Here is a 21,908-nt window from a genome sequence, read left to right as displayed (position 1 = left end):
ACGCGCGAAGACGCGCTCCTCACCATGAGGAATTGGGAATTGTGTAAATGAACCACGACGCCTACGACGACAATTACATCCGCGCCATCCTCAATAGCGTGAAATCGATCGCGATGGTCGGTGCCTCGCCGGTCAACGTGCGGCCGAGCTACTTTGCGTTCAAATATCTGGCGCAGCGCGGCTACGACATGATCCCGGTCAATCCCGGCCATGTCGGCAAGAGCCTGCTCGGCAAACCCTTCGTTGCTGCGCTTGCGGATATCGACCGTCCGATCGACATGATCGACATCTTCCGCAACTCCAGCCACATCATGCCTGTGGTCGATGAAGCCCTGAATTTGTCGCCGCTGCCGAAAGTGATCTGGATGCAACTCGCCGCGCGCGACGACGCCGCGGCGGAAAAAGCCGAGGCCGCCGGCATCAAGGTCGTGATGAACCGCTGCCCGAAGATCGAATACGGAAGGCTGTCATCGGAGATTTCCTGGATGGGCGTCAACTCACGCACGCTCAGCTCCAAGCGCGCGCCGATCCCGACGCAGGGCATGCGGCTGTCGCTGAACCGGATGAGCGTCGGCGGCGGCGAAACCGCGGCCTCCGACCGCGCCGCGAAAAACAAGAGCGAGCCATAGCGTTTTCAAGCGAAGTGGGTACCGGTTCGCGCCAGGAAAACGCGTCAAAACAAAAAAGCAGAGCCGACAAGGCTCTGTCGTAACGCAGATGCGAAACGATTGTTTCGAAAACGTGGCACCATGAAGCACGTCCGTTCCTAATCCACGATATGTGAAACGCTCGCCTTGACGGCGGACGCGGCTTGCGATCAGCATGCCGCGCATTTTCGACGAACCAAAACAGGACGCACAGAATGACCGATCGTCACCCGGGATTTTCGACCCTCGCCGTGCATGCGGGCGCGCAGCCTGATCCGACCACCGGCGCGCGGGCGACACCGATCTATCAAACCACGTCTTTCGTTTTCAACGACGCCGACCACGCCGCGTCGCTGTTCGGCCTGCAGGCGTTCGGCAACATCTATACCCGCATCGGCAATCCGACCAACGCGGTGCTGGAAGAACGCGTCGCCGCACTCGAAGGCGGCACCGCCGCGCTTGCGGTCGCGTCCGGACACGCCGCCCAGGTGGTCGTATTCCAGCAATTGCTGATGCCGGGCGACGAGATCATTGCCGCGCGCAAACTCTATGGCGGATCGATCAACCAGTTCACCCATGCCTTCAAGAGTTTTGGCTGGAACGTGGCATGGGCGGATTCAGATGATATCGCAAGTTTCGAACGCGCGGTGACGCCGCACACCAAGGCGATCTTCATCGAGTCGATCGCCAATCCCTCCGGCAGCATCACCGATATCGAGGCGATCGCCGCCGTCGCCCGCAAGGCCGGCGTGCCATTGATCGTCGACAACACGCTGGCCACCCCCTACCTGATCCGCCCGATCGATCACGGCGCCGACATCGTCGTGCATTCGCTGACGAAATTTCTGGGCGGCCACGGCAATTCGCTCGGCGGCATCATCGTCGATGCCGGCACCTTCGACTGGTCGAAGGACAACAAATATCCGATGCTGAGCGAGCCGCGCCCCGAATATCACGGCATCAAGCTGCAGGAGACTTTTGGCAATTTCGCCTTCGCGATCGCCTGCCGCGTGCTCGGCCTGCGTGACCTCGGCCCGGCACTGTCGCCGTTCAACGCCTTCATGATCCTCACCGGCATCGAGACGCTGCCGCTGCGCATGCAGAAGCATTGCGAGAACGCCAAGGCCGTCGCGGAATTTCTCGCCGGCCATCCCAAGGTCGCCGCGGTGAACTATGCGGGTCTCGCCAGCGACAGGTACAACAACCTGGCGCGCAAATACGCACCGAAGGGCGCCGGCGCGGTGTTCACCTTCAGCCTCAAGGACGGTTATGACGCCGGCGTCAACCTGGTGTCGAACCTGAAACTGTTCTCGCATCTGGCCAATGTCGGCGACACCCGCTCGCTGGTGATCCACCCGGCCTCGACCACGCACAGCCAGCTCGACGACGCCGCCAAGGTGAAGTCAGGCGCCGCCCCCGACGTGGTCCGGCTGTCGATCGGCATCGAGGACAAGGAAGATCTGATCGCCGATCTGGAACAGGCGCTGACGGCGTAAGGCAAGCAACTCAGTCGTCGTACCCCGCGAAAGCGGGTACCCAGTACGCCGCGGCCTATCGAGTCATCACCGACGTCTCTGGAATACTGGGTCACCCGCCTTCGCGGGTGACGACAACTGGTGGCCGCCGCCTCTCAGCCGGCCATCCGGCCTGAAATCACAGGCCTCTCATTAACGCTCATTCCGGCATAAAGTGGCGCTGAGCCGCCCTTGATGATTCGGAGCAAACGATGCTGCGCTGGATGACGCCATTTCTGGTCGCGATTTTCGCGATCGGAGCTGCTGCCGCGGACGAGAGCCCCGGGGCCGCCAAGGCCACCGATAGCCCCGCGGCAGCAAAGCCTGCCGACAGCCCGGCCGCGACCACATCCGCCAAAAGTCCAGCCGTGGCGAAGCGCGTCAATAACGTCGCCGCCTCCAGGCGGGCCGCGGTTCGCGCCACAAAACAATTGCCGCCGGGCCTGCCCCGCGCGCACTACAATTACCGGACCACGGTCGCTCCTGCTGCAGCGCCTCTTTACGTGCGGCGCGGCCGGCAATTGGTGGTGGTCGAGGAAGCCGATCCCGACGTGTTGTTCACGCCGGTCGGCGTCGTCCCCTATGCGCCGCTCGTAAATGGCGTGCCGTTACTGCCGGGCTCCGACACCCTGCCGGGCTATTATGGGACCAGCCATTCCTACAGCTATGATGGCCCCTATTACGGCGGCCCCTACACGCCCTACTGGAGTCGCCTGCCTTATGCCGGCGGCGTCTACGGCTATCGCTAGCCGCGACTGCAACAGAAACGGACTTTTGGACGTGGCAGGGCCACCGCGAAAAACTAAAACACCGGATTCCGCGCGCGCGATCACCGCCGACCTGGTCGCCGTGCTGGTCGCCGTAACCGACGGCCAACCCAAGATCATGACGATCGCCAATGCGGGTGCGTTGCCGAGCGGGCCGTTCGAATTCAAGCACCGCTCTCTGCAATCAGGTTTGCGGGCGTGGGTCGAAGCGCAAACCGGCCATCCGCTCGGCTATGTCGAGCAGCTCTATACGTTTGCCGACCGCGGACGGACCGGCGATGGCTCATCACCCCACTCCGTCTCAATCAGCTATCTCGGGCTGACCCGGGAGGATCAAGTCGCCGACGGGGCAGCGGCGCATTGGTCCGGCTGGTATGATTATTTCCCCTGGGAAGATCATCGGGAAGGGCCGCCTGCTCTGCTCGCAAAGCTGCTGACACCGCGGCTGCGCGCATGGGCGAAATCCGCCGCCTCGCCGGCGCTGCAGCGGGAGCGCTGGCAGCGAGTCGCGATCACGTTCGGTTTTGAGGATCGTGAGTGGAATGAAGAGCTCGTGCTGCAGCGCTACGAGTTGCTGTTTGAGGCCGCGCTCATTCCGGAAGCGGTTCGCGAAAGCGGTAACGCAGCCACGCTGGTGCCCGGCCGGCCGATGACAGCCGATCATCGCCGCATTCTCGCGACCGGAATCGCCAGGTTGCGCGCCAAGATCAAATACCGCCCCGTGGTGTTCGAACTGATGCCGGCGGAATTCACCCTGCTGCAACTGCAACGCAGTGTTGAAGCGCTTGCAGGACGACTGGTGCACAAGCAGAACTTCCGCCGCCTGATGGAACAGCAGCAACTCGTTGAGGAGACTGGCGCAATCGCCGCCGACACGGTCGGCCGCCCCGCCAAGCTGTTCCGCTTCCGCCACGCCGTCCTCGCCGAGCGGGCGGTCGCGGGAACCAAGCTGCCGCTTTCGCGCACTTGACTTAGGTTATGCTCAGGATAAGTATAAGCCATAATATGCTCATGGAGAGTATAAATGGCCAATCTCAACGCCGGCGCCCTCGCCCGCACCGCGCCGCTTTATGAGAGGGTGAAACGCGTAATCCCGCCACCCGAATGGGCAACCTTCGCAGGCGACGTCGACGCCATTCTCGAGCTGAAGCGAACGCGCAACGCGGTCATCCTGGCGCACAACTACCAGACGCCGGAAATCTTCCACGGCGTCGCCGACATCGTCGGCGACAGCCTGCTGCTGGCGCGCGAAGCCACCAAGGTCGATGCCGATATCATCGTGCTCGCCGGCGTGCACTTCATGGCCGAGACGGCCAAGCTGCTCAATCCGCAGAAGATCGTCCTGATCCCCGACCTTGCGGCCGGCTGCTCGCTCGCGGACTCAATCACCCCAGCGGACGTGCGGCTGATGCGGCAACGCTACCCCGGCGCGCCCGTCGTCACGTATGTCAACACGTCCGCCGCGGTGAAGGCGGAATCCGACATCTGCTGCACCTCGGGCAACGCGCTCAAGGTCGTGGAGTCGCTGGGCACTGACCGCGTCATCATGTTGCCGGACGAATATCTGGCGCAGAACATCGCCAAGCAGACCGACGTGAAAATCATCGCGTGGAAGGGCCACTGCGAGGTGCATGAACTCTTTACGCCCGACGACATCAGACAGATCCGGGAGAACCACCCCGGCGTCACCGTTCTGGCGCATCCGGAGTGCCCGCCCGAGGTGGTGGCGGAGGCTGATTTCTCCGGCTCGACGGCGGCGATGTCCGGATATGTCGAACAGCGGCGCCCGCCCCGCGTCGTGCTGCTCACCGAGTGCTCGATGAGCGACAACGTCGCGGTGCTGCATCCCGATGTCGAATTCATCCGGCCCTGCAATCTGTGCCCGCACATGAAGCGGATCACGCTGAAAAATATCCGCCATGCGCTGGAGGCCAATCAGCACCAAGTGACGATCGATCCCGCGATCGCCGCCCCCGCGCGGCGCGCCGTTGAGAAGATGCTGGCGATATGAGCACGGATATTTCTGCGCTGGCCAACCGTCCCGTGATCATCGGCGGCGGCGCCGCCGGATTGATGACGGCGCTGCACCTGGCGCCGGAGCCGGTGCTGGTGGTGTCGAAGGCCCCGCTGGGCGCGGAGGCCTCCAGCCTGTGGGCGCAAGGCGGGCTCGCCGCAGCGATGGGTGTGGACGACGACCCTGCTCTGCATTTCGCCGACACAGTCGCGGCCGGCGCCGGCCTGTGCGATGAGGCCACCGCAAGCCGGATCGTCCACGCTGCGCCATCGGCGGTCGAACATCTCGCACAACTCGGCGTCGCCTTCGACCGGCGGCCGGATGGACGCTGGCGGCTTGGCCTCGAAGCCGCCCACGGCCGCAACCGGATCGTTCATGCCACCGGCGACGGCACCGGCCGGGAAATCATGCGGGCGCTGATATTGACGGTGCGCCGCTGTCCGTCGATCACGCTGCTCGAGGGTGTCGAGGCGCGCCGGCTGATCGTCGAGGACAACGCCGTCAAGGGCGTGCTCGCCGCCAACGCGCAGGGTCCGCTGGTAATCGACACCGGCCGCGTCGTGATCGCGACCGGCGGCATCGGCGGACTGTTTCTCGACAGCACCAATCCGTCCGGCTGCTTCGGCCAGGGCTTGGCACTCGCAGCGCACGCGGGCGCGCAGCTTTCGGATATCGAGTTCGTCCAGTTTCATCCGACCGCGTTCGATGGACCGTCGCGGCCGATGCCGCTGCTCACCGAAGCTATCAGAGGCGACGGCGCAACCCTGATCGACGAGACCAGCCAGCGCTTCATGGCCGATGAGCCCGGCGCCGAACTCGCAGCCCGCGACATTGTCGCGCGTGCCGTCTGGCGACGCCGCGCCGAGGGACATCGGGTATTCCTCGATGCGCGGAAGCATCCGGGCAAGGATTTTGCCGAGCGCTATCCCGTCATCTCCGCGTTCTGCAAGATGGCCGGGATCGATCCTGCGACCGATCCGATTCCGGTTCGGCCCGCCGTGCACTACCACATGGGCGGCATTGCCGTTGATCTCGAAGGACGCAGCACGGTCAATGGCCTCTGGGCCTGCGGCGAGGTCGCCCGCACCGGCCTGCACGGCGCCAATCGTCTCGCCAGCAATTCGCTGATGGAAGCCATCGTCTGCGCCGAGTGGGTTGCGGGGAGCGTCAGCCGGGCGAGCCGCGGCCCATTGAAGGCGCGTGCGCCCCTTACGCCCCTGCCCGCCTCCGATCCATCGACGATACGGCCGATGATGTCGCAAGGCCTCGGTGTGCTCCGCGACCGCAGCGCAATCGGTCGGCTGGTTCGGGGCCTCTTGCCGATCGCCCACAGAGACGGCGCGGCATCCGATCCGGCGCTGGTGGGATTGATGATCGCCGTCGCCGCATACCAGCGCGAGGAGAGCCGCGGCGGGCACTTTCGTACCGATTATCCCGACACGCCGGCTACCGCCACGCCGTCGTCGATCTCGCTTTCCGAGGCGCTTCAAGCCGCGCGCGAGATCGTGGAATCCGACACCTTGTCTCTTGGGAGTGCCCAATCATGACGCTGAATCCCCTCCTGCCCATCATGTACGAGCCGATCGTGCGAACCGCCCTCCTGGAGGACCTCGGCCGCGCCGGAGACATCACGGCCGACGCGATCGTTCCCGCCGACCAGCAGGCCGCGCTGGTGCTGCGCGCGCGGCAGCAAGGCGTCGTGGCGGGCCTCGACATCGCGCGCTGCGCCGTCCAGTTCGCCTCGCCAGCGATCACGCTTCGTGCGGAGCGGCCGGACGGCAGCGTGGTCGCGCCTGGTGAAGTCATCGCGACCATCGAAGGGCCCGCGCGCGGTTTGCTGACCGGCGAGCGGACGGCGCTGAACTTCCTGTGTCATCTCAGCGGCGTTGCGACGGCTACTGCCTCGCTGGTATCCGCAGCGAAGGGGACGAAGGCGCAGATCGTCTGCACCCGCAAGACGACGCCGGGGCTGCGCGCGCTGGAGAAATACGCGGTCCGCGCCGGCGGCGGCGGCAATCATCGTTTTGGCCTCGACGACGCCATCCTGATCAAGGACAATCACGTCGCGCTGGCCGGCGACATCCGCACCGCCATTGAACGCGCGAAGGCCCATGCCGGCCACCTCGTCAAGATCGAGGTCGAGGTCGATACGCTGGCGCAGCTCGAACAGGTGCTGGCGCTCGGTGTCGACGCCGTGCTGCTCGACAATATGACGAACGAGGAGCTCAGGCAGGCCGTGGCCATGACGGGCGGCAGGGCGATCATCGAGGCTTCCGGCCGCATCACCGCCGCCACCGCGAAGGCGATCGCGGCGACGGGCGTCGACCTGATTTCGGCGGGGTGGATTACCCACAGCTCGGCCGCGCTCGATATCGGGCTCGACTATCTCGATCTCAAGCGGCAGGCCGCTTGAGAGTTACGTGAGGACTACTCGGCCGGACGCGACGCCGCCTTGTCTTCGCGCATCAGACGGCTGTTGCGCTGGAATACCGAATAGGTCGCGAGCGCAAACAGGATGACCAAGAGCTGGATCGACAACGCTTCCATGCTCGGATTGAGTCCGATCGCGGTGAAGAACGCGCTGCCCTTGACCTCGGTCACCGTGATGATCGTCTGCTCCTGGAATTCCTGCACGGCTTCGCCGATGAACTTGATCGCCATCGCGAACAGGAACGCCGACGTGATAACGAACAAGGGCCGCAGCGGAAGCTTTTGCGCGATCATGTTGATGAAATAGAATAGCACAGCAAGTCCGACCGCCGCCGCCGCAAGGCCGCCGAACAGCCCGGCGCTCCAGCCGCCTTCGGTCTTCGCCAACGCATTGATGAATAGCACGGTTTCGGCGCCCTCGCGGAACACCGCGAGGAAGGCGAGCGCGCCGACTGCCCACACCGTGTCCTGCGCCAGCGCGCTGTCGGCCTTGTGCGCCAGATAATCCTGCCAGCCGCGCGGATCCTGCTTCACCATCAGCCAGCCGCTGACATAGAGCATCAAGGCGGCGGCGAACAGGATGATGACGCCTTCGAGGACGTCGCTGTGGTCGCCGGAATTGAACACCGCAAACACCCAGGCGGCGATGAAGCTGGCGCCGACCGCCACCAGTGCGCCGCCATACAGCGCGCCGACACGGTGCGCGGAGCCGACCTTTCTCAGATAGCCGGCGAGCGCCGCGATCACCAGCATGGCTTCAAGCCCCTCGCGGAGCAGGATGATTGCGGCCTGGATGAATGCTGAGGACATGATGCGAACCCTGATTTCCGGTTCGTTTTATCGTCCGGATATTTCAAGTAAAGCGCGACGCCGGGCACAAGCGCGTCAAGCCATCGCAATAGATTAGAATAGCTTTAGAGTTCTCCCTTTCAGCCGGGCTGCCCCACCGGCTGAACCAATCCTTCGCGGCCCGGTTCCGCGCGGCGGGCGACCAGCCGCTCGGTCTGAAATATCGCCAGCGTCAGGACGACCATTGCAACCGCCTGATGGGCCAAAGCCAGATCGATCGGCACCTGGTGCAGCAGCGTGAGGATGCCGAGGACCGCCTGTACGACGATCGCGGCGACCAGCCACCAGGCGCCGCGGACCACGGCCGGCCCGGCGCGCGAGGCGACCGCATCGATCGCATGCAGCACCGCCAGCGTCAGCAGCGCATAGGCGGTCATGCGATGCTCGAACTGCACCGTGAGCGTGTTGTCGAACAGATTGCGCCACCATGGCTCTTCGAAGAACAGCCGCGCCGAGGAGGGAATGAAGGCGCCGTCGATCTGCGGCCAGGTGTTGTACACCCTGCCCGCGCGCAGGCCAGCGACCAGCGCGCCGAAATAGATCTGCACGAATGTCAGCGCCAGCAGCGCGACACCGGTGATCTTGAGGCGCGAAGAGGCGGCCGGTCGCGGCCGGTCCGCCAGCCGCAGCAGAGTCCAGACGATCGCCGCAAAAATCACCAGCGCCAGCATCAGATGCGCCGCCAGCCGGTATTGCGAGACTTCGACCCGCTGCGAGAGGCCCGAGGCCACCATCCACCAGCCGACCGCGCCCTGCAGCGCGCCGAGGCCGAAGATCACCCACAACCGCCGCTTCAGCTCGGTGCCGAGCATGCCGCGCCAGAGGAAGAACAGGAACGGCAGCAGATAGACCGCGCCGATCACGCGCCCGAGCAGCCGGTGGCTCCATTCCCACCAGAAGATGGTCTTGAACTCAGCCAGACTCATGCCGGCATTGAGTTCGCGATATTGCGGAATCGTCTTGTAGCCCTCGAACGCCTGCGCCCATTGCGCATCGGTCAGCGGCGGCAAGGTTCCGGTGACGGGTTTCCACTCGACGATCGACAATCCGGACTCCGTCAGCCGCGTGGCGCCGCCGACCAGCACCATGATCGCGATCAGGGCCGCGACCGCAAACAACCACCATCTGACAGCGCGGTTTGGCAGCCCCTCGCTCCTGGAAATACCGGTCATTGAACCCGTTCGATGCCCATGCTTGATTGAATTGCTGCGCCCCTTATAGTCCGCCCCTTCCCGCGCGCAACAGGCTCTAAGTTCAGTAAAGGCTTCACATATCCGCCATGACAATCCGTACCCGCAAATTCGTCGGAACCATCTTTTTGCTGGTCCTCGTCGTGGTCTGGTCTCTACTCGGCATGACCATCGCGCAGACGCCGTGGCTGGCCAATTCGGGGCTGTTGCAATCGATTTTCTACGTCGTGGCGGGCCTTGGATGGGTGCTGCCGGCGATGCCGATCATCAGCTGGATGTCGCGGCCCGACGCCTGAATTTTGCACTCACCCGCGATTGGTTGGTTTCGCCTTTACCTGCGGAAGAAACGCCCCCGACAGCATCACCCGCATCATGCGCAGCGAACGCTGCCGTCCGTCCCAGGCGACGCGCGGCAACGCATGCAGATTGGTATATCCCTTCGAAGCGACCACGCCGGGCAACATTGTTGCCGCGCTGGCGAGACCCAGCTCCTGCGCCATCGCCACGTGCGCCCGGCGAAAGCCGTCGCGATCGCCGAACGGATAGGCGAAATGCTTGATGGTGCGTTGGAAGGCCGCTTCCGTCACCGCCTTGCCCATCGCCATCTCGCGCTGGGCGTCAGCGTCTTTCAGCTTCGACAGAACCGGATAGTTCACCGTGGCGCTACCGATCGTCACATTCGGATCGGCCGCAAGCCTGGTCAGGTCGTCCCAGTCCATCGACGCGCCGCGCGAGAGGCCCGCAAGGTCGACCGAATAGCGCTTGCAGAGATCGTTGATGGCGAATGACAGATCCGGCGGCGACAGCGACCGCATCCAGCTCGAAAGAAATTCGAACGCCTGATATTTATCGGAAGCGTCCCGGATGGCGAAGTGCCGCTCCTGGCGATCGATCACGAGGCTGATGCGGTTTTCCCGCGCGATCATGTCCTCCAGCGCCAGCCACCACGCTTCGCCAAGGCCGTCCGGAAACGCCGTCGGCAGATAGATGGTAAAGGGAACGGCGTGCTTCGCCAGCACCGGATAGGCCGCTGTCATCACGTCCTTGTAGCCGCCGTCAAATGTCAGCGCGACAAACCGATTGGCCGTCGGCAACGTGACCGCGCGCCGGCATACCTCGTCCATCGAGACGATGTCATATTTCCAGCGCTTCAGAGCCCGGATCATCCGGTCGAGAAATTGCGGGGTGATCTCGCTCGATTTGAGCGGCTGGAACCGCCGTTGCTGCCGCGCGCGCACGCGTTCGAACCGCAGTACGACACCGGCGCCGCCGCTTCGGCGCTGCTTCAGCCGCGCGTAGCCGCTGAAATAAGCGAGCTCCATTTGGGCCCGCCTCAAAAACCCGACGTCCTGACCCAACGTCCCGTCCCCACATACGGCCGCGCGGTGCCCCGCCGCGCCTGCATTGTTATTACTCTTTGTTGACATTTCCCTGCGAAGGTGGCCAAAGCCGAAAATTGTAAACAATTTCCTATACAGGTTCTGCGATGACCATGGCTGCCGCGATTGAAAACGGAACGGCGGATACGCAAACCTGGTCGAAACCGGGGCGCATCGCCGGCATCGACATCATCCGCGATCTGGCCGGCGCCGAAGCGGTCTGGCGCGCTCTGGAAAACGCGCAGCAGCAATCCTCCACGCCCTTTCAGCGTTTCGACTTCGTCAGCGCCTGGCAGCGCAATGTCGGCGCGCGCGAAGGCCTCGTCCCCTTCATCGTGATCGCCTACGACGCGGAACGCCGGCCGCTGATGCTGCTGCCGCTCGCAGTCAGGCATGTCTACGGCGCGCGCTGCGCCAGCTTCATGGGCGGCAAGCACTCGACCTTCAACATGGCGCTGTGGGGCAAGGATTTTGCCGCGACCGCAACGAAGGCCGAAATCGAAGGCCTGATCGCGGCCATCGCGCAACGCGCCGAGGCCGACGTGCTGGCTCTGCACCAACAGCCCCTGCACTGGCGCGATCTGCCGAACCCGATCGCACTGCTGCCGCATCAACCCTCCGCCAACGACTGCCCGCTCCTGAAGATGGCGAGCGGTGCTGAGCCTACGACGCTGATCAGCAAGTCGTTCCGGCAGCGCCTGAAGGGCAAGGCGCGCAAGCTGCAGGCCCTGCCCGGCTATCGCTACTACGTCGCCAGCACCGACGCCGACATCACGCGGCTGCTCGACTGGTTCTTCCGCATCAAGCCGCTGCGGATGGCCGAGCAGAAACTGCCTGACGTGTTCGCCGAGCCCGGCATCGAGGATTTCATCCGCAGCGCCTGCGCGGCACAAGTGGCCGGCGGCAATCGCGTCATCGATATCCACGCGCTCGAATGCGACGAGGAAGTGATCGCGATCTTCACCGGCGTCGACGACGGCCATCGCTTCTCGATGATGTTCAACACCTACACGATGTCGGCCAATTCGAAATACAGCCCCGGCCTGATCCTGATGCGCGACATCATCGATCACTTCGCCGCTAAGGATTATCGCGCCTTCGATCTCGGCATCGGATCGGACGATTACAAGCGGCTGTTCTGCAAGGACGACGAGCCGATCTTCGACAGTTTCATCCCCCTGAGCCAGCGCGGCAAGCTCGCCGCGGGCGTCATGTCGGGCTTGAACCGCACCAAGCGCATAGTGAAGCATAATCCGGCCCTGCTCGATATGGCGCAGAAGCTGCGGAACGCGTTTAGCTGAGTCTGGGAACGCCACCAAACATCCAAATTGTCGTCCCGGCCTTGAGCCGGGACCCATACCGCGTGATCTCTCAATAGAAGCTCGGTAGCAGAGACCTTTCGCAAAACGTCTTCCTGTGGTTATGGGTCCCGGCTCAAGGCCGGGACGACGGTGGTGTTTGTTGCTGCACCATCATGCAAAACGCACCTTCGCATTCTCGCGACGCATTGCGCCCGAGTTGTTGATCAAACTTCCCACCCTCCAAACAGAGGGCGCAGGGAAGACCGGGTGCGCGCTGCACCCGCGGTCCCGTGTGCGGATTGTGCTAAGAAAGCTGCACACGAGCATACAGGGCAGCGGAGAACACCCGGCCTTCCCTGCGCAATGGCTTTACGGCTTATGACGCGCTCTCCCCGGTGAGACGGCCTCTATTGCCACCGTCGCCCCTCGGAAGCGTTAGCTCCCGCAGGACTTGACGCCGTTACGGGCGCCAGGACCACACGCTTTTCGCCGTACGCTTCAGCCGCGACCGTCAATCGCAACTGTTACGTCCATCGAAACCCGCCCCTCGTCGTGACGACGGCCGACGCCCCTCTGTGTGGGACGGGATAACGCAAACTCGTAGAGATGATTTGCCCGACGGCGAAAGCGAAATATTTTTTATTTCGGGGCTTGACATAATTTCTGACAATCGGAAGTGATTTGCCCGTCGTGTTACTTTGTCGCATGCTGGCCGCAAGATTACGCGTGCGCGCGAGGCGCCGCGGCCCGCCCGTAGGATGGGTAGAGCGAAGCGAAACCCATCAATTGCGATTGCGGAGAGATGATGGGTTTCGCTTCGCTCTACCCATCCTACATGCTTGAACTTTATCGCCCCTACGCCGCCACCACGCGCGGGGCTCGGTCGGCCACATCCGACGGCTGGCACGGCTTGCGCAGCATCGTGACGTCGGAGAAGCCGACGGCGCGGAGCTGGTCGCACATGATGCTGCGGGCGTCCGAATCCATCGACGCTTCGGGGACCACGACCGCGCGGGCATGCGCGGTCAACAGTTCCGCCGGCAGGTCGGAGGCGGCGCCGGCGTCGAGCAACACATGGTCGTAGACCCGCAGCAGCGCGTCGATCGCGAGCGTCAGCCGCGGCGACTGCAGCTGCGAGCGATCAAAGCCCGGGCGGCCGGCGCTGACGAGATGGACGCGCGACAGCCGGTCCCTGGTGATAATCTGCGCAAAGGTTGCTTCACCCTGCATCAGTTCGGCGAGCCCGGGGGCCGCCGGATCGACCGAGACCGCCGTCATCGCCAGCGAAGCCGCGGTCAGATCGACCACCACGATCTTGGCCTGCCGCGCCATCAGGCGCGCCAGCGTCAACGCGGTCAGCGTGATGCCTTCGCTCGACGCGGTGCCGAGAACCGTTACCTTGCGCGCCGCCTCACCCGCCTGGCCGAGCCGGTCGGCCAGTTGCTCGATTTCTTCGATTCCTGCCGCGAGCTCGGCACGAGGCTCGCTGAAGGCAGGCTTTGAGTCGTTCGTCACGGGATGTTCGGGTTCCGGTCCGAAATCATCATGAGGCTCGACATACGGTGCAGTCGGCGGCGCGGAGACGCGAGCCGGTTCTGCGGCTGAAGTCACAGCAGCGGGCACGGCTGCAGCGGCCGCGCGCGGCGCGGTCATGCGCAGCAGCTCGCCGGTCACGATCGCGCCTGAGGTCAGCAGCAAGGTTGCCAGCGTCGCGATCAGCACGATCGGGAGCTTCTTCGGATAGGCCGGCGTATTGGAAACGGTGGCGCGCGAGATGATCCGGCCATCCGCCGGCGCGGCGTCGATGTTTTCGCGGGCGGCGGCTTCGCGGTACTTTGCCAGATAGGATTCCAAGAGATCGCGCTGCGCCTTGGCTTCGCGCTCCAGCGCGCGCAGCTGCACGTCCTGGCCGTTGGACGCGGACGCCTGCTTCTTGACCAGCTCAAGTTCGTTTCTCAGGCTATCGACCCGGCCGCTGGCGAGGCGCGCGTCATTCTCCAGCGAGCGCGAGATCTTGCTCGCCTCCTCGCGCAGCTGCCGATCGAGATCGCCGAGCTGCGCCTTCAATTCCTTGATGCGGGGGTGACCGTCGAGCAGCGTTGACGACTGTTCGGCGAGCTGCGCGCGCAGCGTCACCCGCTGTTCGGACAGCCGGCGGATCAATTCGGAATTGAGGACCTCGGAAGCCTCGATCGGCTTGCCGCTCTGAAGCATGTCCTTGATCATGCGCGCCTTGGACTCGGCGTCCGATTTCAGCGCGCGGGCGTTGTTGAGCTGGGTGTTGATCTCGCCCATCTGCTGGTTGGACAGCGAGGTGTTGTTGGTGCCGATGAACAGGCTCGACTTCGAGCGGAAATCTTCCGCGCGCTGCTCGGCTTCCGCGACCTTCTTGCGCAGATCCTCTATACCGCCCGACAGCCAGCCGCTGGCGGATTTCGCCTGGTCCTGGCGCGCGCCCTGCTGCAACGCCAGATACCCTTCCGCGATCGAATTGGCGACGCGCGCGGCCAGCTCCGGATCGCGCGACTGGAATTCGATGACGATGACGCGCGACTTGTCCACCGCATACGCCGTGTAGCGCTCGAAATAGGCGTCCAGTACGCGCTCTTCCGGCGTCAGCGACAGCGGATCGCGTCCTATACCGAACAGCGCCAGCAGCGACTTCAGCGGAGAAAAGCCCTGCAGCACCGGATCGAATTCCGGGCGCTCGGCCAATTTGTTCTTCTTGATGATTTCGCGCGCCAGATCGCGCGACAACAGCAGCTGCACCTGGCTCGTCACCGCCTCGGCGTCGACCGTGTTGCGCTCTTCATTGCGCTCGCCGTTCGGCCGCAGGAACACGTTCTCGCGGCCATCGACCAGGATGCGGGCTTCGGATTTATAGCGCGGGGTGACCATGTTGACGGCGGCGATCGACAGCACCAGCGCCAGCACCGTCGGGACGATGATCCAGGCGCGCTTGCGGATCAGGGCCTGACCCAGCGCGTGGAGGTCGAGATCGCCGGATTCGGGCGCGGCAACCTGCTTCGCAACGGCAGGCTTGGTGACGACAGATTTGACGACGACGGGCTCTGTGGCGACGGCCTCAGTGACGGCCGGTGCGGGCTTTGGAAGCGCCCGCTCCAACACGGCCTTGATCCGGCCCGTACGCCAAAACGCAAAACGCATCGCACACTCCCGCGGACGCCACATAAAATCGTGACGCGTTTTCGCTCGAAAACGCCACGACCCTGTCTCAACCCCGGCGATTACACTCCATTAAGGTTGCCGCTGGGTTAATCCGCGCGATTTGCGGGCGGCAATGACCGCCCCGCAGGGCTGCGGTCATGTTTTGTTAACCATGAACGCCCTTAATCGGGCGGATACTTTTTCAGGATTCTCCCCCATGCGAGGCGCGCTCGCCCCGATCCCATGTCTGGTTGCTGCGCTGGCGCTTGCGGGCTGCATGGGTCGGACTACGCCGGTTGCCGTGGGCCCTGCCCCGATGGCGGTCGCCTATGCCGAACCGGCGCCGCCGCGCTTCGACGCGGCCTATCATCTGGATACTGGCGACAAGCTCCGCGTCGTGGTCTACGGCCAGGAAGGTCTCACCAACACCTATGCGATCGATGCCAGCGGCTCGATCACGATGCCGCTGATCGGTTCGGTCCCGGCGCGCGGCAGCACGCCCGCTGGCCTGGCCGCCGACATCGGCGCCAGGCTGCGCCGCGGTTTCATCCGCGAGCCCTCGGTCGCCGTCGAGGTCGAGGCCTATCGGCCGTTCTTCATCCTCGGCGAAGTGGCGGCGCCCGGACAATATCCTTATGTACCGAACATGACCGTGGAAAGCGCCGTTGCCATCGCCGGCGGCTTCTCGCCGCGCGCGCTGCGCGACCGGGTGACGGTCACGCACACCGACGGGTCTGGAACAGCGCGCTACGTGGTGCCGCCGGGAACGTCCATCAGCCCGGGCGATACGTTGCTCGTTGGCGAACGCTGGTTCTGATTATGCCTGTCGTCGACGGTCAGCCCCTTCGTATCCTGCACGCGACGCGCGCCCCGGTGGGCGGCATTTTTCGCCATATCCTGGATCTCGCCAACGGCCAGGCCGATAAAGGCCATCACGTCGGCATCATCGCCGACAGCCTCACCGGTGGCGAGCGCGCCGAGCAGGCGCTGGCGGAAATCGCCCCCCGCCTCAAGCTCGGCGTCCATCGCGTCGCTATCCACCGCGAACCGCGCCCAAGCGACACCCTGGCATGGGTGCGCTTCCTGCGCCTGGTCCGGCAGTTGAAGCCGGATGTATTGCACGGCCATGGCGCCAAGGCCGGTGTGTTCATACGCGCCGGGATCGCCGCCAGGGATACGATCCGGGTCTATACGCCGCATGGCGGGTCGCTGCATTACCCGCTGTCGACGCTCAAGGGCAATTTCTATGCCCGCCTCGAGCGCGCGCTGATGGACTCGACGGACCTGTTCCTGTTCGAAAGCGCGTTTGCGCGCAACACCTATCAGCGCACCATCGGCACCCCGAAGGGGCTGGTGCGCTGCGTGTTCAACGGCGTCACCGCCAATGAATTCGACCCGGTCGTCAAGGCCGCGGACGCCACCGATGTGCTCTATGTCGGCGAGTTCCGGCACATCAAGGGCGCCGACCTCCTGATCGACGCGGTGGCCCGGCTGCGCGCCGACGGCCGGCCGGTGACGCTGACGCTCGCCGGCGACGGCGAGGAAAGCGCTGCCTTGAAGGCCCAGGTGCAGCGGCTCGGCCTCGGCGAGGCCATCCGCTTCATCGGCCACGTCAAGGCGCGCTACGGCTTCTCCAAGGGCTCGCTGCTGGTGGTTCCCTCGCGCGGCGATTCCATGCCCTATGTCGTGATCGAGGCCGCGGCCGCGGGAATTCCGATGGTGGCCGCCAATGTCGGCGGCATTCCGGAGATTTTCGGCGCCCATACCGAGGCGTTGTTCGCCCCCAGCAATGCAGCGGCGATGGCGGACGCGATCGAGACTGCGCTGCAGAATCCGGCCGTGACGCTGGAGCGGGCCAAATCCCTGCGCGAGCGGATTTTCCAGCACTTCTCGCAGAAGGCGATGGTCGAGGGCGTATTGACCGGCTATCGCGACGCGTTTGCCAATCGTTAACCGTTCTTTACCAACGTAACTGTTTCTTCCGATTTGTCCCTTAAGCCGGATGGCAGGGAATTCCGCATCGGCAGGCGCATCCCTATGTGCCGGCTTAAGAACGGAATCAGAATCGGACTTGGAATCGGACTTGGACCAGTGGAACCGCTTAACGCTCGCTCGATGTTAGACGCCGCCGCAGCAACGGCCGCGGCGACCGCTACCGGTGAACGCCCGCCGATCGAACGGCGCCGCCGGCTCTCGCCGGCAGCCCTTGCCGTCACCAACCAGAAAGTCAGCCGCGCCTATTCGCCGATCGTGATCGCGGGTGCGGTGCGCCTGGTCGATTTCGTCATGCTCAGCCTGATCGGCCTTGCGCTCTATTTCGCCTATGTCGTGCGCCTCAAGGGTTTCCATTGGGAATATGTCGCGGCGATCATCGGCATGACGGCGACCGCCGTGATCTGCTTCCAAGCCGCCGACATCTACGAAGTCCAGGTGTTCCGCGGCCAGCTGCGGCAGATGACGAGGATGATTTCGTCCTGGGCCTTCGTGTTCCTGCTGTTCATCGGCGCCTCCTTCCTGGTCAAGCTCGGCAGCGAGATTTCGCGGATCTGGCTCGCATCGTTCTTCTTCGTCGGCCTTGTGGCCCTGCTGATAGAACGCGCCTTCCTCCGCACGCTGGTGCGCAGCTGGGCGCGGCAGGGCCGGCTCGACCGCCGCACCATCGTGGTGGGCTCGGACCAGAACGGCGAACAGCTGGTCGAGGCGCTCAAGACCCAGCACGATTCGGATATTGACGTGCTCGGCGTGTTCGACGACCGCAACGACAGCCGCGCGCTGGAAACCTGCGCCGGCAGCCCGAAGCTCGGCAAGGTCGACGACATCGTCGAATTCGCCCGCCGCACCCGCGTCGACCTCGTGCTGTTCGCGCTGCCGATCTCGGCCGAGACGCGCATCCTGGAAATGCTGAAGAAGCTGTGGGTGCTGCCGGTCGACATCCGTCTTTCGGCGCACACCAACAAGCTGCGCTTCCGTCCCCGCTCCTATTCCTATCTCGGCGAGGTGCCGACGCTCGACGTGTTCGAGGCGCCGATCACCGACTGGGATCTCGTGATGAAGTGGCTGTTCGACCACGTCGTCGGCTTCCTGATTCTGATGCTGGCGCTGCCCGTGATGGGACTGGTCGCGCTCGCGATCAAGCTGGACAGCCCGGGGCCGGTGATCTTCCGCCAGAAGCGCTTCGGCTTCAACAATGAGCGCATCGACGTCTTCAAGTTCCGCTCGATGTACCACCATCTTGCCGATCCCACCGCCTCCAAGGTCGTGACCAAGAACGATGCCCGCGTCACCCGCGTCGGGCGCTTCATCCGCAAGACCAGCCTCGATGAACTGCCGCAACTGTTCAACGTCGTGTTCAAGAGCAATTTGTCGCTGGTCGGCCCGCGCCCGCACGCCGTGCAGGGCAAATTGCAGAGCCGGCTGTTCGACGAGGCCGTCGACGGCTATTTCGCGCGCCACCGCGTCAAGCCCGGGATCACCGGCTGGGCGCAGATCAACGGCTGGCGCGGCGAAGTCGACACCGACGAGAAGATCCAGAAGCGCGTCGAGTTCGACCTCTATTACATCGAGAACTGGTCGGTGCTGTTCGACCTGTTCATTCTGCTCAGGACGCCGCTGGCGCTGATGACGAAGAACGAGAACGCGTATTGAGTTGGCGGGATTTATCAGCCGTCATTGCGAGCGCAGCGAAGCAATCCATAGCGCGGCATGGGGTTAGATGGATTGCTTCGCTTCGCTCGCAATGACGGAAGTCGCGGTTGTTGCCGTAATGTAGCGTTTAGTGTGTGCGTGAGTATCGAATGGCGTATGCGGCGACAGCCGAGGGCTCTCTTCCATCGTTGACGGCCGCGCCGGGCGTGCTCGCGGTGCAGCGCGCGATGGTGTGGCTGGTCGGCGCGTCCGGGGCCATCGTCTTCATCGAGCCCAGCCCCTATGAGATCGCAACGCTGCTAGCCTCGCTGATCTTCTTCGCCACCGGCGGCTTGCGGATGCGGCTGGTGTTCATCCCGCTGCTGCTGGCGCTTTTCCTGCTCAACACCGGCTACACGATCAGCGCCACCGCCGTGATCGACCGGCCCAATGTCAGCATGTGGATCGCGACGTCCTGGTACATGGCGATTACCGTGATGCTGTTCGCGATGGTGGTGGCGGAAGATACCGCAGCCCGGCTCGACATGCTCAGGCGCGGCCTCGTCGTCGGCGCGATGATCGCGGCGAGCCTCGGCATTGCCGGTTATTTCAACCTCGTGCCGGGCGGACGCGACCTCTTGACGCTGTACGATCGCGCCCGCGGCACCTTCAAGGACCCGAACGTGCTCGGCGCGTTCCTGATCCTGCCGGCGCTGTTTTGCCTGCAAAGCGTGGTGTCGGACAAGCTCGGAAAGTCGCTGCGCAACACTGTCGCCTTCGGCATCATGTCGCTGGCGATCCTGCTGGCGTTTTCACGCGCGGCCTGGGGCGGGCTGATCCTGACCTCGATGTTCATGCTGGCGCTGATGGTGCTGACCAGCCGGTCGCAGGCGCAGCGTTCACGCATCATCATGATCGCGCTTGTCGCTGCGATCCTCGCGGCGGCGCTGGTGGCGGTGCTGCTGTCGTTCGACTCGATCGCGCAGATGTTCAAGCAGCGCGCCAGTTTCGATCAAAGCTATGACTCGGGCCGCTTCGGCCGGTTCGGCCGCTACATCCTCGGCGCCAACATGGCGCTCGACCTGCCGTTCGGAATCGGTCCGCTGCAGTTCACCCGCTACTTTCCCGAGGACACCCACAATTCCTATTTGAACGCGTTCATGTCGGGCGGCTGGCTCTCCGGCGTCTGCTATCCCGCGCTGGTGTTCGTCACGGCGCTGAACGGATTCCGCTACATCTTCGTCCGCGCGCCCTGGCAGCGCGCCTATCTGGCCGTCTTCGCCGCCTATCTCGGCACCGTCGGCGAGAGTTTTATCATCGACACCGATCATTGGCGGCATTTCTGGATGATGCTGGGGCTGATGTGGGGCATGTTCGTCGCCGCCGAGCACTACAAGGCCCGCGCCGGTCAAGCCTTCAACGCCGCGCCCGCGCCGGCTTCTTGAGCGCCTTCTGTTTCGGCGCGTCGATCAGCCCCTTCAGCGCCTCCGTCGCTCCCAGCACCGATGTATAGGCCTGGTTCGCGAAGCGCAGCAGCTGCTGCAGTAGGAATTTCGAGGCCGAGCGCCGTCCGCGCGCCGAAAAGATCGTGGCGCTGGCCCGCCGCAACGGCGACAGCAAACGCGAATTCAGCCCGACCGGCGCCTGGATCCGCGACCGCATGCTGAAACTGCTGCTGCCGGTCACGTCCAAGGGCATGGACTGGATGTACAGATACGATCCCCGCGCGGCGTAGCCGTCGCGGCACGCGCTACGCTTCGCCGGGCGACCTCTCCCCGCAAGCGGGGCGAGGTAAAGAACCTACTTCTCCACGGCGAACGTCAGGCCGGCGTGGTCCTCGAGCCGCTTGATCAGCTTGTGCTGCATCGCCGCCCCTGGCGTCCAGATGCCGGCGGGCACCTCAGGTGTATCTCGCAGCAGACAGATTGCACATTCCGAAATCATCTTCGACGTCGAGCCATAGCCGGGATCGCGGTCGCCCTTGACCGACGCGCGGGCCTGCCGGCCGTCGGGCGCGACGGCGACAAACAGCAGATCGTAAGAGCCGCTTTCACGTTCCTCTTTCGACGGCCCCTCGCCCGGCTTCGGGACAGCGGATAGCGCTATCTTGTTGTTGGCCGCCTGGATGCTTTTGGCCAACGCCTCGCCCTCCGCGCCGGGGCCGGCGACCTGCATCTCGTCGTAAACAAAATCCCGGCCATAGGGGAAGCCCAGCAGCATGTTCGAACGATGCACGTTGCGGGTGTTGATGTTCGCCATGAAGAACGGCGTTACCCAGGCCTGCAAATCCTCATCCAGCATTGGCCTGTTGCCGGGCGGCTGCTTCGGTCCCTGAAAGCCCGGCGTCAGCGCGAACGGATCGCGCATCAATGCCAGGATGCCTTGATCTTTTGCCGCAGCCTCAAACAGCGATTTGCTGCTGGCCGCCGTCCCGCCCGAGAAGGTCCCCTTCATCGTGCGGATGCGACCCTTGACCCGGGAGACCGGCGCCCCGAACGCTTTCTTCGCGGCTTCCTGCGCGCAGAACACGCCGAGTTCAAATGGCAGGGAATCATAGCCGCAGGAAAACATGATCCGCGCCCCGCTGCGCTCTGCGTCGGCCTGATGCGCATCGATGATGCGCCGCATCCATGGCGTCTCGCCGCACAGATCGAAGTAGTCCGTACCCGAGGCCGCGCATGCCGCTACCAATTCGTTGCCGTACAGCAGATACGGTCCAACCGTCGTGATGACCGATTTCGTCTGATTCACCATCGCCTTCAGCGATGCGGCATCAGACGCGTCAGCCACGATCAACGGCGTATCCGAGGGCGCGCCGATCGCATCGCGCACCGTGGCGAGCTTGTCCTTGCTGCGCCCGGCCATCGCCCATTTCAGGCTGCCGTCGCCCTTATAATGCGCAGCGAGATATTCGGCGACGAGCTGGCCGGTGAAGCCGGTGGCGCCGTAGACAACGATGTCGAATTTCGACGAAGACATATTTGAATCCCTGAGGTGCATTGCTGCCCGAAGCAGCCTGTTCGGG

Annotated in this window: 19 protein-coding genes; 13 read left to right on the top strand and 6 right to left on the bottom strand. The window is 64.1% G+C overall.

Annotation, left to right across the window (positions count from 1 at the left end):
* Positions 1-47: 47 nt before the first annotated feature.
* From JQ609_RS08000 to nadC, 7 genes are all read left to right on the top strand, one after another.
* Positions 48-629 (top strand): CoA-binding protein, encoded by a 582-nt coding sequence (locus JQ609_RS08000; protein WP_212272916.1) that lies wholly within the window; start codon positions 48-50, stop codon positions 627-629.
* Between the two features lie 233 nt (positions 630-862).
* Complete coding sequence (locus JQ609_RS07995) at positions 863-2,143, top strand: O-acetylhomoserine aminocarboxypropyltransferase (RefSeq protein ID WP_192733486.1); 1,281 nt, start codon at positions 863-865, stop codon at positions 2,141-2,143.
* Positions 2,144-2,373: 230 nt separating this feature from the next.
* Complete coding sequence (locus JQ609_RS07990; RefSeq protein ID WP_212272914.1) at positions 2,374-2,910, top strand: hypothetical protein; 537 nt, start codon at positions 2,374-2,376, stop codon at positions 2,908-2,910.
* A gap of 31 nt (positions 2,911-2,941) precedes the next feature.
* The gene (locus JQ609_RS07985) at positions 2,942-3,898 is read left to right on the top strand and encodes an NrtR DNA-binding winged helix domain-containing protein (RefSeq protein WP_212272913.1); all 957 of its coding nucleotides are present in this window, start codon (positions 2,942-2,944) and stop codon (positions 3,896-3,898) included.
* Positions 3,899-3,952: 54 nt separating this feature from the next.
* Positions 3,953-4,939 carry a quinolinate synthase NadA gene (gene nadA, locus JQ609_RS07980; RefSeq protein WP_212272911.1) on the top strand — a complete coding sequence of 329 codons (987 nt, stop codon included), beginning with the start codon at positions 3,953-3,955 and terminating at the stop codon, positions 4,937-4,939.
* Positions 4,936-6,489 (top strand): L-aspartate oxidase, encoded by a 1,554-nt coding sequence (locus tag JQ609_RS07975; protein ID WP_212272909.1) that lies wholly within the window; start codon positions 4,936-4,938, stop codon positions 6,487-6,489. The genes nadA and JQ609_RS07975 overlap by 4 nt, the downstream gene beginning before the upstream one ends.
* Complete coding sequence (gene nadC / locus JQ609_RS07970) at positions 6,486-7,355, top strand: carboxylating nicotinate-nucleotide diphosphorylase (RefSeq protein WP_212272907.1); 870 nt, start codon at positions 6,486-6,488, stop codon at positions 7,353-7,355. Before JQ609_RS07975 ends, nadC begins: the two co-directional genes overlap by 4 nt.
* A 14-nt stretch (positions 7,356-7,369) precedes the next feature.
* On the opposite strand, the gene JQ609_RS07965 is transcribed toward nadC, so the two are convergent.
* Together JQ609_RS07965 and JQ609_RS07960 are read right to left on the bottom strand one after the other, a co-directional pair.
* Positions 7,370-8,182, bottom strand: coding sequence for an FTR1 family protein (locus JQ609_RS07965; protein WP_212272905.1), 813 nt, complete (start codon positions 8,180-8,182; stop codon positions 7,370-7,372).
* Positions 8,183-8,301: 119 nt separating this feature from the next.
* On the bottom strand, positions 8,302-9,393 hold the full coding sequence (locus tag JQ609_RS07960) for a COX15/CtaA family protein (protein WP_212272903.1): 1,092 nt from the start codon (positions 9,391-9,393) through the stop codon (positions 8,302-8,304).
* Positions 9,394-9,500: 107 nt separating this feature from the next.
* Here JQ609_RS07960 and JQ609_RS07955 point away from each other — a divergent pair, with 107 nt between their 5' ends.
* Positions 9,501-9,707 carry a DUF2842 domain-containing protein gene (locus JQ609_RS07955; protein ID WP_192733494.1) on the top strand — a complete coding sequence of 69 codons (207 nt, stop codon included), beginning with the start codon at positions 9,501-9,503 and terminating at the stop codon, positions 9,705-9,707.
* A 9-nt stretch (positions 9,708-9,716) separates the two neighbouring features.
* Here JQ609_RS07955 and JQ609_RS07950 read toward each other — a convergent pair whose 3' ends face one another.
* Entirely contained in the window at positions 9,717-10,769 is a 1,053-nt protein-coding gene (locus JQ609_RS07950) for a polysaccharide deacetylase family protein (RefSeq protein ID WP_409411170.1), read from the bottom strand.
* A gap of 128 nt (positions 10,770-10,897) precedes the next feature.
* Here JQ609_RS07950 and JQ609_RS07945 point away from each other — a divergent pair, with 128 nt between their 5' ends.
* Complete coding sequence (locus tag JQ609_RS07945) at positions 10,898-12,091, top strand: GNAT family N-acetyltransferase (RefSeq protein WP_212272899.1); 1,194 nt, start codon at positions 10,898-10,900, stop codon at positions 12,089-12,091.
* Between the two features lie 855 nt (positions 12,092-12,946).
* Here the strand turns inward: JQ609_RS07945 and JQ609_RS07940 are convergent.
* Complete coding sequence (locus tag JQ609_RS07940) at positions 12,947-15,259, bottom strand: exopolysaccharide transport family protein (RefSeq protein ID WP_212272897.1); 2,313 nt, start codon at positions 15,257-15,259, stop codon at positions 12,947-12,949.
* Between the two features lie 217 nt (positions 15,260-15,476).
* Between JQ609_RS07940 and JQ609_RS07935 the strand changes: the two genes are divergently transcribed.
* The 4 genes from JQ609_RS07935 (at position 15,477) to JQ609_RS07920 (ending at position 20,328) form a co-directional block, all read left to right on the top strand.
* A complete protein-coding gene (locus JQ609_RS07935) occupies positions 15,477-16,076 on the top strand; it encodes a polysaccharide biosynthesis/export family protein (protein WP_212272895.1) in 600 nt (199 codons plus the stop codon).
* 2 nt (positions 16,077-16,078) lie between these two features.
* A complete protein-coding gene (locus JQ609_RS07930) occupies positions 16,079-17,212 on the top strand; it encodes a glycosyltransferase family 4 protein (RefSeq protein ID WP_212272893.1) in 1,134 nt (377 codons plus the stop codon).
* Between the two features lie 162 nt (positions 17,213-17,374).
* Positions 17,375-18,904: an undecaprenyl-phosphate glucose phosphotransferase gene (locus tag JQ609_RS07925; protein WP_212272892.1), complete on the top strand. Its 1,530-nt coding sequence runs from the start codon at positions 17,375-17,377 to the stop codon at positions 18,902-18,904.
* Between the two features lie 149 nt (positions 18,905-19,053).
* Complete coding sequence (locus tag JQ609_RS07920; protein WP_212272891.1) at positions 19,054-20,328, top strand: O-antigen ligase; 1,275 nt, start codon at positions 19,054-19,056, stop codon at positions 20,326-20,328.
* On the opposite strand, the gene JQ609_RS07915 is transcribed toward JQ609_RS07920, so the two are convergent.
* Both JQ609_RS07915 and JQ609_RS07910 read right to left on the bottom strand, forming a co-directional pair.
* Positions 20,300-20,545 (bottom strand): hypothetical protein, encoded by a 246-nt coding sequence (locus JQ609_RS07915; protein ID WP_212272890.1) that lies wholly within the window; start codon positions 20,543-20,545, stop codon positions 20,300-20,302. The genes JQ609_RS07920 and JQ609_RS07915 overlap by 29 nt on opposite strands.
* Positions 20,546-20,683: 138 nt before the next feature.
* Positions 20,684-21,862 (bottom strand): trans-acting enoyl reductase family protein, encoded by a 1,179-nt coding sequence (locus JQ609_RS07910; protein ID WP_212272889.1) that lies wholly within the window; start codon positions 21,860-21,862, stop codon positions 20,684-20,686.
* Positions 21,863-21,908: the final 46 nt, after the last annotated feature.

Source organism: Bradyrhizobium sp. AUGA SZCCT0169, assembly GCF_018130085.1.
Taxonomy (GTDB): domain Bacteria; phylum Pseudomonadota; class Alphaproteobacteria; order Rhizobiales; family Xanthobacteraceae; genus Bradyrhizobium.
Note: the sequence above shows the minus strand (reverse complement) of the source record. Positions and strands in the feature narration are given on the sequence as shown.

What these genes read in the sequence shown, in the direction of transcription:
- JQ609_RS08000 (WP_212272916.1), top strand. Translation starts at nt 48, where the DNA reads ATGAACCACGACGCCTACGACGACAATTACATCCGCGCCATCCTCAAT.
- JQ609_RS07995 (WP_192733486.1), top strand. Translation starts at nt 863, where the DNA reads ATGACCGATCGTCACCCGGGATTTTCGACCCTCGCCGTGCATGCGGGC.
- JQ609_RS07990 (WP_212272914.1), top strand. Translation starts at nt 2,374, where the DNA reads ATGCTGCGCTGGATGACGCCATTTCTGGTCGCGATTTTCGCGATCGGA.
- nadA (WP_212272911.1), top strand. Translation starts at nt 3,953, where the DNA reads ATGGCCAATCTCAACGCCGGCGCCCTCGCCCGCACCGCGCCGCTTTAT.
- JQ609_RS07975 (WP_212272909.1), top strand. Translation starts at nt 4,936, where the DNA reads ATGAGCACGGATATTTCTGCGCTGGCCAACCGTCCCGTGATCATCGGC.
- nadC (WP_212272907.1), top strand. Translation starts at nt 6,486, where the DNA reads ATGACGCTGAATCCCCTCCTGCCCATCATGTACGAGCCGATCGTGCGA.
- JQ609_RS07965 (WP_212272905.1), bottom strand. Translation starts at nt 8,182, where the DNA reads ATGTCCTCAGCATTCATCCAGGCCGCAATCATCCTGCTCCGCGAGGGG.
- JQ609_RS07960 (WP_212272903.1), bottom strand. Translation starts at nt 9,393, where the DNA reads ATGACCGGTATTTCCAGGAGCGAGGGGCTGCCAAACCGCGCTGTCAGA.
- JQ609_RS07955 (WP_192733494.1), top strand. Translation starts at nt 9,501, where the DNA reads ATGACAATCCGTACCCGCAAATTCGTCGGAACCATCTTTTTGCTGGTC.
- JQ609_RS07945 (WP_212272899.1), top strand. Translation starts at nt 10,898, where the DNA reads ATGACCATGGCTGCCGCGATTGAAAACGGAACGGCGGATACGCAAACC.
- JQ609_RS07940 (WP_212272897.1), bottom strand. Translation starts at nt 15,259, where the DNA reads ATGCGTTTTGCGTTTTGGCGTACGGGCCGGATCAAGGCCGTGTTGGAG.
- JQ609_RS07935 (WP_212272895.1), top strand. Translation starts at nt 15,477, where the DNA reads ATGCGAGGCGCGCTCGCCCCGATCCCATGTCTGGTTGCTGCGCTGGCG.
- JQ609_RS07930 (WP_212272893.1), top strand. Translation starts at nt 16,079, where the DNA reads ATGCCTGTCGTCGACGGTCAGCCCCTTCGTATCCTGCACGCGACGCGC.
- JQ609_RS07925 (WP_212272892.1), top strand. Translation starts at nt 17,375, where the DNA reads ATGTTAGACGCCGCCGCAGCAACGGCCGCGGCGACCGCTACCGGTGAA.
- JQ609_RS07920 (WP_212272891.1), top strand. Translation starts at nt 19,054, where the DNA reads ATGGCGTATGCGGCGACAGCCGAGGGCTCTCTTCCATCGTTGACGGCC.
- JQ609_RS07915 (WP_212272890.1), bottom strand. Translation starts at nt 20,545, where the DNA reads ATGCGGTCGCGGATCCAGGCGCCGGTCGGGCTGAATTCGCGTTTGCTG.
- JQ609_RS07910 (WP_212272889.1), bottom strand. Translation starts at nt 21,862, where the DNA reads ATGTCTTCGTCGAAATTCGACATCGTTGTCTACGGCGCCACCGGCTTC.